Raw genomic sequence first — 13769 nt, forward strand, 5'->3', positions numbered from 1 at the left:
CACCCTGCCCCAAGAGCGATCACGCGGCACGGCTCACCGGAGCCTGACGGGAGTTTCGGGGGGCCGGTGGTCGCCGGCCCCACGACGAGCGGCACCCGTCTGCCGGGTCCGGGCGGCCACCGACCCCGCCCGGGCCCGGACGCTGTCGAGGCCTCAGCCCTTGCTGACCGCCGCCAGGATCTCCGGCAGCCGGTTCGCCGTGCGCGGAGCCGCCAGTCTGAGGCCCGCCAGGAGGAGGAGCGTGCCGTAGAGGGCGCCGGCCGGGAGCAGGAGCCACAGGAGGGCGTGGCGGTCGGTCAGGTGGAGGTAGACCGCCGCGCCGATCAGCGGGGCGCACAGCGTCCCGGCCGCCAGCACGCCTCCGAAGATCGAGATCCAGGCCAGACCCGCCTGCCCCGGCACCACGTTCTTGTAGCCGCTGTCCTGCGGGATCGAGTACGGGAAGAGGGCCGAGGCCACCGCGCCCGTCCCCAGCATCGCCCCGAGCAGGCCGAACGACAGGCCCAGCCCCTCCGCGAGGAGCCCCCGGTCGCCGAGCACGACGGCCGTCAGGACCGTCACCAGGACCGTGAACGGCAGGGTGACGGCGAGCAGCGCCAGCGCCCGCGCCCGCAGCTCGGCGTACGCGTCGGCCGGTGTCGAGACGGTCTGCGCGACCATCCAGAACGCCGACGCGTCCTGCCCGAACTGGTTGTACATCAGCACGCCGAGCATGAAGGAGGAGAAGCACGCCCAGTAGACCGAGCCCGCCCCCTGGAGCGCGTTGAACAGCGGCACGATCAGGCCGACGGCGAGCGAGGTCACCCACGCCGCCTTCGTCTTCGGGTCCCGCCACATGTACCGCAGGCTGCGCTCCATGACCGTGCCCGTCCGCCCGCCCGGCAGGACCCGGCCGAGCAGCCCCGTACCGCCGTTCCTCCCCCGGGCGCCCGTCTCCGGGGCCGCGCCGATCGTGGAGCCGTCCGGTTCGACCATCAGCCGCACCAGGCTCCGCCGCCACCAGTGCACGAGCCCGGCGAGCGCCGCCGCCGTGAGCAGCAGCCGCGCCGCCGCCACCGCGTGGTCGCCCTCGCCCGCCGCGTCCACCGCGCCGATCGCGGCGGCCGGCGGCAGCCAGCCGACGACGGCCGCCGCCGGTTCGACCGTGTCCATCCCGCCGGGCCGGGTGAGCCGCTGGGCCGCGAAGTTCACGACCTGCATGCCGACCGCGATGACCAGACCGCTCAGCAGCGCCAGGTCCCGGCCCCTGCGGGAGGTGAGGAGCCGGATGTTGGCGGCGGCCACGGCCCGCGAGAGCGCCACGCACGTGACCGTCACCAGCGGCACGGCGAGCAAGGCGGCGACCGTCCCGGCGGCGCCGTGCGCCACGGACAGCGCCGCGCCGAACGCCAGGAACAGCGTCAGTACGGGGCCGACGCCCACGAGCGAGGCCACCAGCAGCGCCCGCACCAGCGGGCGGGGGAGCAGCGGCAGCATCACGAGCCGCGACGGGTCGAGGGTCTCGTCGCCGCTCGGCACGAACAGCGGCATCACCGCCCACGCGAGCGCGACCACCCCCGTGAGGAGGACCGCGACCGTCCCGGCGTTCTCGTGGCCCCGGACGAGGACGAAGGCCAGCAGCGTCCCTGCCGCGAAGAGGACCCCGAAGACGATCGAGACGACGTACGCGGCGGTCCGCCCGCCCGACTGCCGCAGCCCGTTGCGCAGCAGCGACAGCTTGAGCCGTACGAAGACGGAGGTGAGGGAGGGGGCGGCGGCGGGTGCGGAGTCGAGGGCGCTCACGACCGGTCCCCGCCCGGGGTGCCGGTCCCGGCGGCGGACGGCCCGCCGCCCAGCCAGTCGAGCGAGTCCCCCGCCGCCGCGCGCTCGTTCGCGCCCACCAGTTCCAGGAACGCCGCCTGGAGCGAGGGCGCGTCGCCGCGGACCTCGGCCAGCGGGCCCTGGGCCCGGATCCGGCCCGCCGCCATGACGGCGACCCAGTCGCAGAGCGACTCGACCAGCTCCATGACGTGGCTGGAGAAGACGACGGTCGCGCCGGACGCGGTGTACCGCTCCAGGACGCCGCGGATGGTCTGCGCGGAGACCGGGTCGACGCCCTCGAAGGGCTCGTCGAGGAAGAGGACCTCGGGGTTGTGCAGGAGCGCCGCCGCCAGGCCGATCTTCTTCCGCATGCCGGTCGAGTAGTCCACGACCAGCTTGTGCTGCGCGCCCGTCAGACCGAGCACGTCCAGGAGCTGCGCGGCGCGCTTGTCGACCTCGGCGCCCGGCAGGCCCCGCAGCCGCCCGCTGTACGCGAGGAGTTCGCGGCCCGAGAGGCGCTCGAAGAGCCGCAGGCCCTCCGGCAGGACGCCGATGCGGGACTTGACCCGGGCGACCGACCCGGGGTCGGCCCACACGTCGTTCCCGCCGACCAGGACGCGGCCCCGGTCGGGCCGCAGCAGGCCGGTGATCATGGAGAGCGTGGTGGTCTTGCCCGCTCCGTTGGGTCCCACGAGCCCGATGAACCTGCCCGCGGGCAGGTCCAGGTCGATCCCGTGCACCGCGATCTGCTGTCCGAAGCGCTTCCACAGCCCCTCGACGCGCACCGCGGGCGCCGCTCCGTCCCCCGGCGCGGCGTCCGTCGTTCCGAACGCTTCCTCTGATGCCCGGTCAGGCATGCCCCGTCGTCCCCTCGTTCGTCCCCGTGCTGACGGGCCCCACCCTAAGGGCGGGCCGCGAGGGGCCCTCGGGTCACGTCGTGCGGGACGCCCTCGCGTCCGCCGCCTCCCGGCCGCACGCGTACGCGAGGGCGCTGACCAGCTCCTCGGCGTCGGGGAGCCAGCGGTTCGCCGGGGTGGGGCGGCGGGCCCACTGCACGGCGCCCCGGCCGCCGATCCGGGTCGGCGGGGCCGCCACGTAGTGGCCCTCGCCGCGCGTGACGAGGTCGAGGGAGGACGGGATCCAGCCCAGCCTGCGGACGAGGTCGGGGACCTTGACGGCGGCGCCCGGCAGGACGAAGAAGTACATGCGCCGGTTCGGGGAGCAGGTCACCGGGCCGAGCGTCAGCTCCATCCGCTCCATGCGGGCGAGCGCGAGGAAGCCGGCCGACTCGGAGACCTCGATCGCGTCGAAGGTGCGGCCGGTCGGCAGCAGGATCGAGGACCTCGGCTGCTTCGACCACATCCGCCGGGCGCCGACCCCGCTGCCGGTCGCCTGGGTCGACCAGTCGGGCCGGGACGGATGGGCGCCCGGCAGCGCGCAGTCGTCCGCGCCGCAGGAGCAGCGCTCCCGGCCCTCGGCGGCTTCCAGCCAGGTCCCTGGAAACACGTCCCAGTGCCGCTCTTCCGCGTACCGCACGGCGCTGTCCGGCAGCTGCTCGTTCCGCTGCCCGGGGACGCGCGCGGCCTCCGTGACTCCGATGGTCTCTTCCACGGTGAGCACAACTCCCGGCACCATCCGGGGTTACGGGCGGGGCGGGGAAGCGGGGTGACGCAACGATTCCGCACGCGGGGCGCACCGGTGCACGGGCGGGGGCGCGCGGAGGAGCGGGGCGCCGGGATGGGTACGCACGGGTGGGGGCGCCGGCGGGGCTCGCGGCCGACGTGTCCGGTTTCGCGTGTTCACATCGGCATTGACCGGATATTCGCCGGGCAGTGATCCCTTCCCAGCGATCACCCGCACGGCCTCAGGGGGTACTTCATGGCAACCAGGCCACTCGTTCCGCGTCAGGTCAACGAACGGCTCCGGGCGCTCATCCAGGAGGCGGCCTGCTCCAACGCCGGCCTCGCCCGCAGGGTCAACACGGTCGGCGCGGAGCGCGGCCTCGACCTGCGCTACGACAAGACGTCCGTGGCGCGCTGGCTGCGCGGGCAGCAGCCGCGCGGCCGGGCGCCCGGGATCATCGCGGAGGCGCTGAGCCGCAAGCTGGGCCGCACGGTCACGGTCGACGAGGTCGGCATGGCCGACGGCCGGAACCTCGCGGCCGGGGTGGGCCTCCGGTTCGCGTCGACCGTGCCCGGGGCCATCGAGCAGGTCTGCGAGCTGTGGCGCAGCGACGTGGGGCACCGGGAGTTCCTGTCCGGGTCCGTGGTGGCGGCCTCCGCCCTGGTCGAGCCCAGCCGCGACTGGCTGATCACGGTGCCGGACGCGCACGTGGCCCGGACGGCGGGGGCCCGCGTCGGGGTCGCGGACGTGGCGGCGGTGCGGGAGACGACGGCCGCGCTCGTGGACCTCGACCGGAGGTTCGGCAGCGGGCACGTGCGCCCGGTGGTGGTGCACTACCTGGACAGCGTGGTCTCGGGGATGCTGTCCGGCTCGTACCGGGAGGCGGTGGGCAGACAGCTCTTCGCGGCGGCGGCCCGGCTGACCGAACTCGCCGGGTACATGGCGGTGGACACCGGCGAACCGGGCCTCGCCCAGCGGTACTACATCCAGGCGCTGCGGCTCGCGCAGGCGGCCGGGGACCGGGGCTACGGCGGTTACGTGCTCGCCGCCTCGATGAGCCACCTCGCCGCGCAGCTCGGAAACCCCCGGGAGATCGCCCAGTTGGCGCGGGCGGCGCAGGAGGGGGCGCGCGGGAAGGTGCCGCCCCGGGCGGAGGCGATGTTCCTCGCGGCCGAGGCGCGCGGGCACGCCCTGATGGGCGACGTCCGCGCCTTCGAGGAGGCGGCGGGCGGCGCCGTGCGGGCCCTGGAGCGGACCGACCCGGAGGCGGGCGACGAGCCGGCGTGGATCAGCCACTTCGACCACGCGTACCTGGCGGACGAACTGGCCCACTGCTACCGGGACCTGGGCCGCGCGGAGGCGGCGGCGCGGGCGGCGCGGGAGTCGGTCGCCGGACACCCGGAGACGCGCGCGCGCCGCCGGGCGATCGGCCTCGCCCTGCTCGCGGCGGCCCAGATCCAGCAGCGCGAGGTGGAACAGGCCTGCCGGACGGGAACCCGCGCCCTCGAACTCCTCGGCACCCTGCGCTCGTCGCGCGGCATGGAGTACCTGGAGGACCTGAGGGACCGCCTGGAACCCTTCTCGCGGGAGCCGTCCGTACGGGAGTTCGGGGTGCGGATGGAGCTGTACGCGGGGTAGGGGGCGCCCGGCGGGCCGGAGTCGGCGGGCCCGGCGCGGCCTGCCGTCCCGGTGCGGCCCGTGACTCGTGAACCAGTTCTGTAACCGGTCTCACACGTGTGTGCGGACCCCCGGGCGCACCCGGTAGCGTGAACCGACGATTCCGTAGGTTTATTCAGTAGGAGTCCCGGTGACGCAGAACGGACAGGGTCCGGAGCCGCAGTACCCGGCGGTGCCCCCCGCGCACGACGGTGCCCACGGGGAAGCGCGGTCGCGGGACGGCGGCTGGGCACCCTCCGGCGGTCGGCCGGGCGGACAGCCGCTGCCGCCCGCGCAGCCGCTGCCCCCGGAGGCGGCACCGGGCGCCGCCGACATGCAGTCCACGCAGTACCTGGCACCGATACCCCCGCAGCCGGGCTACGGCTACCCGACGCCCCAGGCGCAGGCCCAGCAGCCCGGTTACGGCTACCCGCCGCCCCAGGCGCAGACCCCGCAGCCGGGCTACGGCTATCCGCACCCGGCCACCCCCGCGCCCGCCTCCGACATGCAGGCCACCCAGCACATCGCGCCGGTGCCGGGCGCGATGCCGCCGCCCCAGGGGCCGCAGCCGGGCTACGGCTACCCGCCGCCCCAGGCGCAGGCCCAGCAGCCCGGTTACGGCTATCCGCACCCGGCCACCCCCGCGCCCGCCTCCGACATGCAGGCCACCCAGCACATCGCGCCGGTGCCGCCGCAGCGGGGCGGCGGGGACTCGACCCAGTTCCTGGGCACGGGCCCGCTGGCGCAGCAGGGCGGGCCCGGTCCGGCCGGGGCCTCCGACGCGACCCGGTACATCGCCCCCGTACCCCCGGCCGAATCCGGCGAGCGGCAGCCGCCCGCCGAGTTCGACAGCCTCTTCCGCACGGAGGCGCCGCAGCAGCCGCAGGGCCACCGGACGCCGCCCCCGGCCCCCGGCCCGTACCGGCAGCAGCCCCCGCAGCACCACCAGCAGCCTCCGCAGCCCCCGCAGGGGTACGCCCCCCAGAACGCCCACTACGACGACGAGGAGCCCGCGCCGCGCCGCAGGTCGCCGGTCGCGCTGATCGCCGCCGTCGTCGTCGGCTGCGCGGTCGTCGGCCTCGGCGCCGGGGCGCTGCTCAGCGGCGAGGACGAGAAGAAGGAGCCGGAGAAGAGCGCCACGACCGTGGCGGCGACCCCTTCCGCGCCGCCCCCCGCCGAGCAGCCGTCGGAGAAGCCGGCCGATCCGGCGGAGCCGCAGGCGCAGGAGCTGAGCAAGCTCCTCGCGACCAGCAGCGACAGCCGGGACACGGTGATCAGCTCCGTGGAGTCCGTCAAGCAGTGCAAGAACCTGGACAAGGCCGCCGCCGACCTGCGGGGCGCCGCCCAGCAGCGCCGGGGGCTGATCACCAGGCTCCAGTCGCTGTCGGTCGACAAGGTCCCGGACCACGGCCGGCTGACCGCCGCGCTCACCGAGGCGTGGAAGGCCTCGGCGTCCGCCGACGACCACTACGCCGCCTGGGCCGACCAGATGAAGGCCAAGAACGGCTGCAAGGGCGGCAAGGCCCGCTCGACCAACCACCTGAGCGCGGCGAACAACGACAGCGGGACCGCCACCAGGGCCAAGAAGAAGGCGGCCGGGCTGTGGAACCCGACCGCCGAGAAGTACGGACTGGAGAAGCGCGCCTACACCCAGCTGTAGCGGGCGGGTCAGGAGACGCCGAGGAGCGTCTCCCCGACGTCGACGAAGCCGGGCCGCTGCGCCACCAGCCTTCCCTGGCGGACCACTTGGAAGGTCACCTGGTGGTTGACGATCCGGGGGAAGCCGGAGGCGCCGAGCAGGTCCGCGTACTTCCAGCGCAGGGCCGGGGTGAGGCCGCCGGTGTCGATCCGCTCGCCCCGGTCCAGGGCGTGGGCGATGTCCGTGGGCGTGATCCGGTCCCGGTCCAGGGCCTCCACGACCTCCTTGAGGACCGTGTAGGCGATCCAGGTGGTCTGGACGCCCGTGTCGGCCGGGTCGACCCGGTTGTCGACGAACGCGTGCTCCTTGACGACCTCGCGCATCGGCGCCCAGCTCCGGTCGCCCGCCTCCGGGTACCAGCCGGTGACGAACGCGCCCTCGAAGGGGCTGTGGGCGCCGCCGGTGCGGTCGATCACGGGCTGGTCGACGCTGCCGAGGACCGAGGAGATGCGGACGCCGTCCCCGTCGCCCTTCCCGTCCTTCCCGCTCCCGCCGCGCTTCTCCTCCTCCTCCGGCAGGCGGCGGAAGGAGTCGAAGAAGGTCTGGGTGCGCTCGCCGAGCACGGCGGTCACGCAGCCGTCCCCGCCCTCCGCGCCGGACCTGGCCCGGTCGGCCTGCCGGGTGTACTCGGCGGCGTCCTCGGCGGCCGGGATGTCGACGGCACCGCCGTGCTTCGCCCGGTGCAGGCCGGAGTCGAGCAGGGCGGGGAGCTTGTCCCCGGTGACGTTGTCGGGCCGGACGAGGGAGACCTTGTCGCAGATGCCGGCGAGCTGTATCCCGTGCCCGGCGACGAGCGAGGCCTGCCCGCCGTTGACGGGGTACGAGAGCGGGCTGGTGAACTCGTCCTCCGTGACGCCGTACCCGCCGATGTACGGGATGCCGGCCGCTTCGAGGGAGCCCATGAAGACGCGCCCCTGCTGGCTGTACGAGCCGACGACGGCGACCGCCCCCTCGTCGATCGCCCGGCGGGCGCAGTCGGCGGCGCCCTCGGAGGTGTTCCGCTCGTTGCAGGTGAGGACGCGCAGCTCGTGGCCGTCGATGCCGCCCCGGGCGTTGACCCAGCGGGCGAAGGTCTGCGCCATGGCGGGCATGCCGGGCATGTTGGTCGCCCGGGTCCGGTCGGGGGCCCAGGTCATCACGGTGAGGGGCTCCCTGGCGCCCCCCGTGGCCCCGGGGAGCACACCGCACCCGGTGAGCAGCGACGCTCCGGCCGCCGTGGCCGTGACGTACGCGAGGAGTGGGGTCAGTCGCCTGCCGGTCATGGACACGCACATTTCCTCCCCAGGGGTAACGCGGGAGTGAGTGCGGGTCGACGGTGGGTGACGGGAGGGTGAATTGCGGGGGTCGGCCGGGGGCGGGTCCGCCCGCCCGGCAGGGGAACGTACGATCGAAACGTGTCCAGTCCCGCCACCGGCCCCGCCGCCGGTCCCGCCCCGGGCCAGGGCCCCGATCCGCACGCCGGACGGGCCCCCCGTCCGTCCCCCGGTCCGGTCTCCGGTCCGGGGAACCCTTCCCGTCGCGGCCGTCGCTCCTCCACCATGGGCGGCATGCCGCTCAACGACATGCCGTGGTGGCGCTGGCGCAGCAACGTGCGCTCGGCGCTGCACATGCTCTCCGACCCCGTGTTCCACGAGACGACCTGGCTGGCCGGCCGGGAGGGGTACGGCGACGTCACCGACGCCGTCTACCGCCTGGTCGAGGAGACCTGGCTCGACAACTGGTCCGCCGAGAAGTACGTCGGCGCGATCTTCCGGGACTCCGGCGAGGCCGCCCTCGTCGACGTCGCCGTCCTGCGGGTGCTGCGCATCCTGCACCAGGTCGGGCCCGACGCGCCCGTCTCCGCCTACCTGGAGCACCCGGGCTGGCCGGAGGCCGTACGGGCCGCCCGCGAGGCCCACGTGCGCCTCGCGCTCGCCGACGGCGAGGACCCCGACACGCCCCCGCGCTCCCTCGACCTGCTCCGTGCCATGACGCGGTCCTGAGCCGTTCCGCCTGCCGGACGGTGCGCCTCGACCCCCGCCGGGTGTGGCAGGCTGACGGGATGACCGACCAGTACGTCCTCACCCTCTCGTGCCCCGACAAGCAGGGCATCGTGCACGCCGTGTCGAGCTACCTCTTCATCACGGGGTGCAACATCGAGGACAGCCGACAGTTCGGGGACCGGGACACCGGGCTCTTCTTCATGCGGGTCCACTTCTCGGCCGAGGCGCCCGTGGACGTGGAGAAGCTGCGGGCCAGTTTCACGGCGGTCGGCGACGCCTTCGGCATGGACTGGCAGATCGACCTGGCCGACCGGCGCACGCGGGTCGTGCTCATGGTGTCGAAGTTCGGGCACTGCCTGAACGACCTGCTGTTCCGCTCCCGGATCGGTGCGCTGCCGGTGGAGATCGTGGCCGTGGTCTCCAACCACACCGACTTCGAGGAGCTCGTCGGCTCGTACGGGGTCCCCTTCCGGCACATCCCCGTCACCAAGGACACCAAGGCCGAGGCGGAGGGGAAGCTGCTCGACCTCGTGCGCGAGCAGGACGTCGAGCTGGTCGTCCTCGCCCGCTACATGCAGGTCCTCTCCGACGACCTCTGCAAGCAGCTCTCCGGCCGGATCATCAACATCCACCACTCCTTCCTGCCGAGCTTCAAGGGCGCCAAGCCCTACCACCAGGCGCACGCCCGGGGCGTGAAGCTGATCGGCGCGACCGCCCACTACGTGACGGCGGACCTGGACGAGGGCCCGATCATCGAGCAGGAGGTCGAGCGGGTGGGCCACGAGGTGACCCCGGACCAGCTCGTCGCGATCGGCCGCGACGTCGAGTGCCAGGCCCTCGCCCGCGCGGTCAAGTGGCACGCGGAGCACCGCATCCTGCTCAACGGCAGCCGCACGGTCGTCTTCGCGTAGTTCTTCACAGGCGGCTGAGGGACGCCGCCGCGGCCAGGACGTCGCGGATCGCCTCGCGGTCGCCGTCCTGGCCCACCGCCGCCTCCTCCGGGGAGACCCGGCCCGCCACGAGCTGGCAGAACTCGACGCCCTCCATCGCGACCTGGGCCACCGCCCGGCCCGGGTCGCCGATCGCGGCCGGGGAGTCGAGCGCGATGTACCAGTGGCCGCCGCCCGCGCCCTCCACCTCCAGGTGCAGCGAGCGGCCCGGCGCGCCCGCCGCGACCGGCTGCCGGGCGGGCGAGGCGAGACCGGTGCGGCGGCGGCCGGCCAGGGCCGCCGGGAGCAGCCGCGTCGCCAGGTCGATCATGTCGTGCAGATGGGCCCCGCAGGGCGGCTCGTACGGGTACGCCACCGCGTTCGCGATGTCGTCCGCGTGCAGCCAGCACTCGAAGGCCCGCTCCAGGAGCGAGTCCCGCAGCGGCAGCGCGAAGTCCTTGTAGGTGACCGTCAGGTCGGCCACCCCGCGCCCGGCGAAGGAGACCGTGCGGATCAGGGTGTGGCTCTGGTCCCGCCAGGGCTCCCGCAGGTCCCGGCCGGGCGGCAGCTCCAGACCCGCCCAGAACGCCTCGGTCCGCTCGGACGGCGACAGCTCGGGTGTGCCGGCGCCCAGCGGGTCGTCGAGGCCGAGGGCCCCGGCCACCAGGCCGTCCACGGCGAAGAGGTGGCCGACGACCCCGGCGACGGTCGCCCTGCGGCGGACCTGCCGGTCCCCCTCGTACCACTTGAGCCGCACCGGCGCGTGCCACTCGGAGTCGCCGATGTCCCGCAGCAGCGCGTCGAGCCGGGCGGTCTCCGCGTCGTACGGCGTGACCCAGTCGGGGACCGGGATGCGGGCCGGGCGGCGGCCCAGGCAGTTCTCCAGGACCCGCGAGCGCAGCAGCGGGTCGAGGTCCAGGTCGCGGTCCCGGTGGAGCAGGGCGACGGCGTCGCGCAGCCGCAGCGCCTCGTCGGCGCACGGGCCGCACTCGGTGAGGTGCGCCTCGACGGCCGAGGTCTCCCCGGCGGAACACGCGGCGAGCGCCCAGGCCCCGAGCAGGGACTTGAGCACACCGTGGGAGAGGACGGGCACGTCCGGCTCTTCCACCGGCTCCTCCTCCGGGTCTTCCGGTGCCAGCCTTCCCGTCAGGTCCGCGTGGCCGTCCGCCGACCGGCGGGGACCGGGTGTCCAGGGAGCGCGCCCGACGCCTTCCGCGCCGTCGTCCGACCCGGTCACAGGGCCCGTCCGTGACCGGGCGGGGAGGTCCCCTCGGACGACCGGGTGTTCGCCGTGGAGAGCAGCTGGAGGCCGAGCCGGAGGCGCCGGCGCGCCTCGTCCTCGGTCACCCCGAGGTCGGCGGCGGTCTGGCGGTAGTCCCGCCGCTGGAAGTACGCGAGTTCGAGCGCGGCCCGCAGCGGCGCGGGCATCGACGTCACGATGTAGTCGGCGCGGGCCGCGATCGAGGCCCGGCGCACCTTCTGCTCCAGCTCCTCGGCGGAGCCGAGCCCCGTCTCCGCGTACGCCGTCGTCTCCGCCTGCCGCAGCCGGTGCACGGCCTGCCGCTGGGCGAGTCCGGCCACCCACGCGCGCATGTTCCCCTGCCGGGGGTCGTACGCGTCGGGGTTCTCCCAGACGTAGCCGAAGACCTCGCGGGTGACCTGGTCGGCCGCCGCGTCGTCGCCGAGGACCCGGTGCGCCAGACTGTGCACCAGCGCGGCGAACCGGTCGTAGAACTCCCCGAGGGCGGCGGCCTCCCCGCGCGCCAGCCGCTGCTGCATCCTGCGGTCCCAGCGCGGTGGTGTGCCCTTCGCCATCCGACCCTCCGCCCGTGCCGACCCTCCGCTTCCCCTCCAAAGTAGTGCGCCGTGCCGACGATGCACCCCTGTTTGCCGCAAGTGCGCCCTTGACGGGAGGCGGGATGGTAAGGAGGGCGCCGGGTACCGCCCGCCGGGCGCCCGGCCTCCTGCGCGTCACGGAACGTCGATACCGGGTCGTGTCCTCCGGCGGGGCCGTCACGGCCCGGAGTCGGCCCACGGCTCCGGTACCCTCCGTGGGATGCGAGTGCACGTGGACCCGGATCGTCCCGGTGTCGCCCCTGCGGTGACTCCGCGCCCCGGAATGCGCCCCGCTCGCGCCCCCGGGAGGCGCCCCGCGCGCTCCTGTTCGACTCCCCGCAGCGCGCGTCGCACAGTATGGACCATGCGTACTCCTTCGCGCTGGAATATGCCCGAAGCGCTTGTTGCGGTGACTGTACGTCAACCATGCTGTCTCGCAAGGAAATCACGTTCCGTGAGGGCGTCGATGGCTGTGAGGCGCGAGGCGATGTGTCCGCCGGTTCGGATGGTGTGAACGGTGCAGGTGCTTCAGGTTCAGTTGGAGGTCGGGCCGGACCCGGCGGAGGTGGGACGAGCCCGGAGGTGGGCCCGGTCGCGGCTCGCCGGTTCGGGCATAGGGGAGGACGAGCCGCTGGCCGAGGCGCTGGTGCTGATCATTTCCGAACTCGTGACCAACGCCGTGGTGCACACGGGCTGCCCGGCCGTGCTGCGGATGCTGTTCGCGGCGGAGGGCGGGGTGCGGGTCGAGGTGGCCGACGCGAGCGACTGCCCGCCGAAGCCCCGGCGCGCGCACGGCGACGACACCAACGGGCGCGGCCTGGAGCTGGTGGACGGGCTCGCGGACCGGTGGGGCTGGCAGCCCGAGGGCCCGGGCAAGAGCATCTGGTGCGAGGTGGACCGGGCTCCGGTCGCGCCCGAGCCCGCGCCCGTGGTGACGCCGGGGGTCCCGATGTCGCCCGGACGGGTGTCCTGTTGACGGTTCGTTCCGTTTTGCCCACCCTGGGGTGAGCGATTCGTGGCGAGGGGAGCCGAGGGCCGTGTGTCCCGGGCCGGTCCGGCCCGGGGTCCGACGGGCCCTCGGCGAGCGCGGGTCGCGGCCGGGCGGCGGCGGGACCGTGCCGTGCTCGGGGCGCGCGCGAGCGCGCCGCCGCCCGGACGTCAGACCTTTCGGGACACGGCGTCCGTGCTCCCGGACATGGCCTCCGTGTCCGTGACCTCCGCGCCCGTGACGCGGAACGTGCGCCGGTACGAGGTGGGGGTCACCCCGATCGCGCTCATCAGGTGCGTCCGCAGCGACTGGGCCGTGCCGAAGCCGGCGTCCCGCGCGACCCGGTCGACGGGCAGGTCGGTGGACTCCAGGAGGTGCCGGGCGCGTTCGACGCGCTGCTGGACGAGCCACTGGCCGGGGCTGACGCCGACCTCGTCGCGGAACCGCCGGGTGAACGTCCGTACGCTCATCGCCTCCTGCTCCGCCAGGTCCCGCAGCTGGATCGGCTCGTGGAGGCGGGCGAGCGCCCAGGCGCGGGCCGCGGTCGTGGTGTGCGTCCCGTCCTGCGGCAGGGGCCGCGCGACGTACTGGGCCTGGCCGCCGTCCCGGTGCGGCGGCACGACCGTCCTGCGGGCCACCTCGTTGGCGACGCCCGTCCCGTGGTCGCGGCGCACCAGGTGCAGGCACAGGTCGATCCCGGCGGCCACGCCCGCCGAGGTGAGGACGTCGCCGTCGTCGACGAAGAGGACGTCCGGGTCGACCCGCACCGTCGGGAAGAGGCGCTGGAAGTGCTCGGCGGAGGACCAGTGGGTGGTGGCCGGACGCCCGTCGAGGAAGCCCGCGGCGGCGAGCACGTACCCGCCGGTGCAGATGGCGACCAGCCGGGTGCCGGGCCGGATGCGCGCGAGGGCGGCGGCCAGGTCGTCGGGCAGCCTGCCCTCCTCGTAGACCGGCCCGAGCTCGTACGAGGCGGGCACCACGACCGTGTCGGCGGTGGCGAGGGCCTCCGGGCCGTGCTCCACCTGTACGGCGAAGTCGGCGTCGGTACGGACCGGGCCCACGGCCGTCGCGCAGGTGACGATCTCGTACAGCCGCCGCCCCGCGGGGTCCCGGGCCAGGCCGAAGATGCGGTGCGGGATGCCCAGTTCGAAGGGGAGGAGACCGGGCAGGGCGAGGACGGCGACGCGGTGCGGCGACGACACGGGTGGTGCTCCCTCCGACGGGTGACGGCAGCGGCGCGGACCGGCTGCCGGTGA

Annotated in this window: 12 protein-coding genes; 5 read left to right on the plus strand and 7 right to left on the minus strand. The window is 74.8% G+C overall.

The window, feature by feature from the left end; all coding sequences use genetic code 11:
- Window positions 1-153: 153 nt before the first annotated feature.
- The 3 genes from ACFY7E_RS01190 to ACFY7E_RS01200 form a co-directional block, all read right to left on the minus strand.
- On the minus strand, window positions 154-1782 hold the full coding sequence (locus ACFY7E_RS01190) for a transporter (protein ID WP_389479393.1): 1629 nt from the start codon (window positions 1780-1782) through the stop codon (window positions 154-156).
- Window positions 1779-2657, minus strand: a complete 879-nt coding sequence (locus tag ACFY7E_RS01195; RefSeq protein ID WP_389479396.1) for an ABC transporter ATP-binding protein — start codon at window positions 2655-2657, stop codon at window positions 1779-1781. Before ACFY7E_RS01195 ends, ACFY7E_RS01190 begins: the two co-directional genes overlap by 4 nt.
- 73 nt (window positions 2658-2730) lie before the next feature.
- Window positions 2731-3420: a bifunctional DNA primase/polymerase gene (locus ACFY7E_RS01200; protein WP_389479399.1), complete on the minus strand. Its 690-nt coding sequence runs from the start codon at window positions 3418-3420 to the stop codon at window positions 2731-2733.
- A gap of 258 nt (window positions 3421-3678) precedes the next feature.
- On the opposite strand from ACFY7E_RS01200, the gene ACFY7E_RS01205 reads away from it, so the two are divergent.
- Together ACFY7E_RS01205 and ACFY7E_RS01210 are read left to right on the plus strand one after the other, a co-directional pair.
- Complete coding sequence (locus tag ACFY7E_RS01205) at window positions 3679-5061, plus strand: transcriptional regulator (RefSeq protein ID WP_389479402.1); 1383 nt, start codon at window positions 3679-3681, stop codon at window positions 5059-5061.
- A 169-nt stretch (window positions 5062-5230) separates the two neighbouring features.
- A complete protein-coding gene (locus ACFY7E_RS01210) occupies window positions 5231-6739 on the plus strand; it encodes a hypothetical protein (protein WP_389479405.1) in 1509 nt (502 codons plus the stop codon).
- An 8-nt stretch (window positions 6740-6747) separates the two neighbouring features.
- Here the strand turns inward: ACFY7E_RS01210 and ACFY7E_RS01215 are convergent, their stop codons facing one another.
- Entirely contained in the window at window positions 6748-8040 is a 1293-nt protein-coding gene (locus ACFY7E_RS01215; protein WP_389479408.1) for an ABC transporter substrate-binding protein, read from the minus strand.
- A gap of 276 nt (window positions 8041-8316) precedes the next feature.
- Between ACFY7E_RS01215 and ACFY7E_RS01220 the strand changes: the two genes are divergently transcribed.
- Together ACFY7E_RS01220 and purU are read left to right on the plus strand one after the other, a co-directional pair.
- Window positions 8317-8760 carry a hypothetical protein gene (locus tag ACFY7E_RS01220; protein ID WP_383434596.1) on the plus strand — a complete coding sequence of 148 codons (444 nt, stop codon included), beginning with the start codon at window positions 8317-8319 and terminating at the stop codon, window positions 8758-8760.
- A gap of 59 nt (window positions 8761-8819) precedes the next feature.
- Window positions 8820-9671 carry a formyltetrahydrofolate deformylase gene (purU, locus tag ACFY7E_RS01225; protein WP_389479411.1) on the plus strand — a complete coding sequence of 284 codons (852 nt, stop codon included), beginning with the start codon at window positions 8820-8822 and terminating at the stop codon, window positions 9669-9671.
- Between the two features lie 4 nt (window positions 9672-9675).
- Here purU and ACFY7E_RS01230 read toward each other — a convergent pair whose 3' ends face one another.
- Both ACFY7E_RS01230 and ACFY7E_RS01235 read right to left on the minus strand, forming a co-directional pair.
- On the minus strand, window positions 9676-10926 hold the full coding sequence (locus ACFY7E_RS01230) for a maleylpyruvate isomerase N-terminal domain-containing protein (RefSeq protein WP_389479413.1): 1251 nt from the start codon (window positions 10924-10926) through the stop codon (window positions 9676-9678).
- Window positions 10923-11504, minus strand: coding sequence for an RNA polymerase sigma factor (locus tag ACFY7E_RS01235; RefSeq protein ID WP_389479416.1), 582 nt, complete (start codon window positions 11502-11504; stop codon window positions 10923-10925). The genes ACFY7E_RS01230 and ACFY7E_RS01235 overlap by 4 nt, the downstream gene beginning before the upstream one ends.
- Window positions 11505-12042: 538 nt before the next feature.
- Here ACFY7E_RS01235 and ACFY7E_RS01240 point away from each other — a divergent pair.
- On the plus strand, window positions 12043-12501 hold the full coding sequence (locus ACFY7E_RS01240) for an ATP-binding protein (RefSeq protein ID WP_389479419.1): 459 nt from the start codon (window positions 12043-12045) through the stop codon (window positions 12499-12501).
- A gap of 182 nt (window positions 12502-12683) precedes the next feature.
- Here ACFY7E_RS01240 and ACFY7E_RS01245 read toward each other — a convergent pair whose 3' ends face one another.
- Window positions 12684-13715: a GlxA family transcriptional regulator gene (locus tag ACFY7E_RS01245; protein WP_389479422.1), complete on the minus strand. Its 1032-nt coding sequence runs from the start codon at window positions 13713-13715 to the stop codon at window positions 12684-12686.
- Window positions 13716-13769 lie beyond the last annotated feature (54 nt).

The organism is Streptomyces sp. NPDC012825 (assembly GCF_042900925.1).
GTDB lineage: Bacteria > Actinomycetota > Actinomycetes > Streptomycetales > Streptomycetaceae > Streptomyces.

Bases quoted from the DNA above. Each gene is read 5' to 3' on its own strand.
- ACFY7E_RS01195 (WP_389479396.1), bottom strand. From the start codon at position 2,657: ATGCCTGACCGGGCATCAGAGGAAGCGTTCGGAACGACGGACGCCGCG.
- ACFY7E_RS01205 (WP_389479402.1), top strand. From the start codon at position 3,679: ATGGCAACCAGGCCACTCGTTCCGCGTCAGGTCAACGAACGGCTCCGG.
- ACFY7E_RS01215 (WP_389479408.1), bottom strand. From the start codon at position 8,040: ATGACCGGCAGGCGACTGACCCCACTCCTCGCGTACGTCACGGCCACG.
- ACFY7E_RS01220 (WP_383434596.1), top strand. From the start codon at position 8,317: ATGGGCGGCATGCCGCTCAACGACATGCCGTGGTGGCGCTGGCGCAGC.
- purU (WP_389479411.1), top strand. From the start codon at position 8,820: ATGACCGACCAGTACGTCCTCACCCTCTCGTGCCCCGACAAGCAGGGC.
- ACFY7E_RS01235 (WP_389479416.1), bottom strand. From the start codon at position 11,504: ATGGCGAAGGGCACACCACCGCGCTGGGACCGCAGGATGCAGCAGCGG.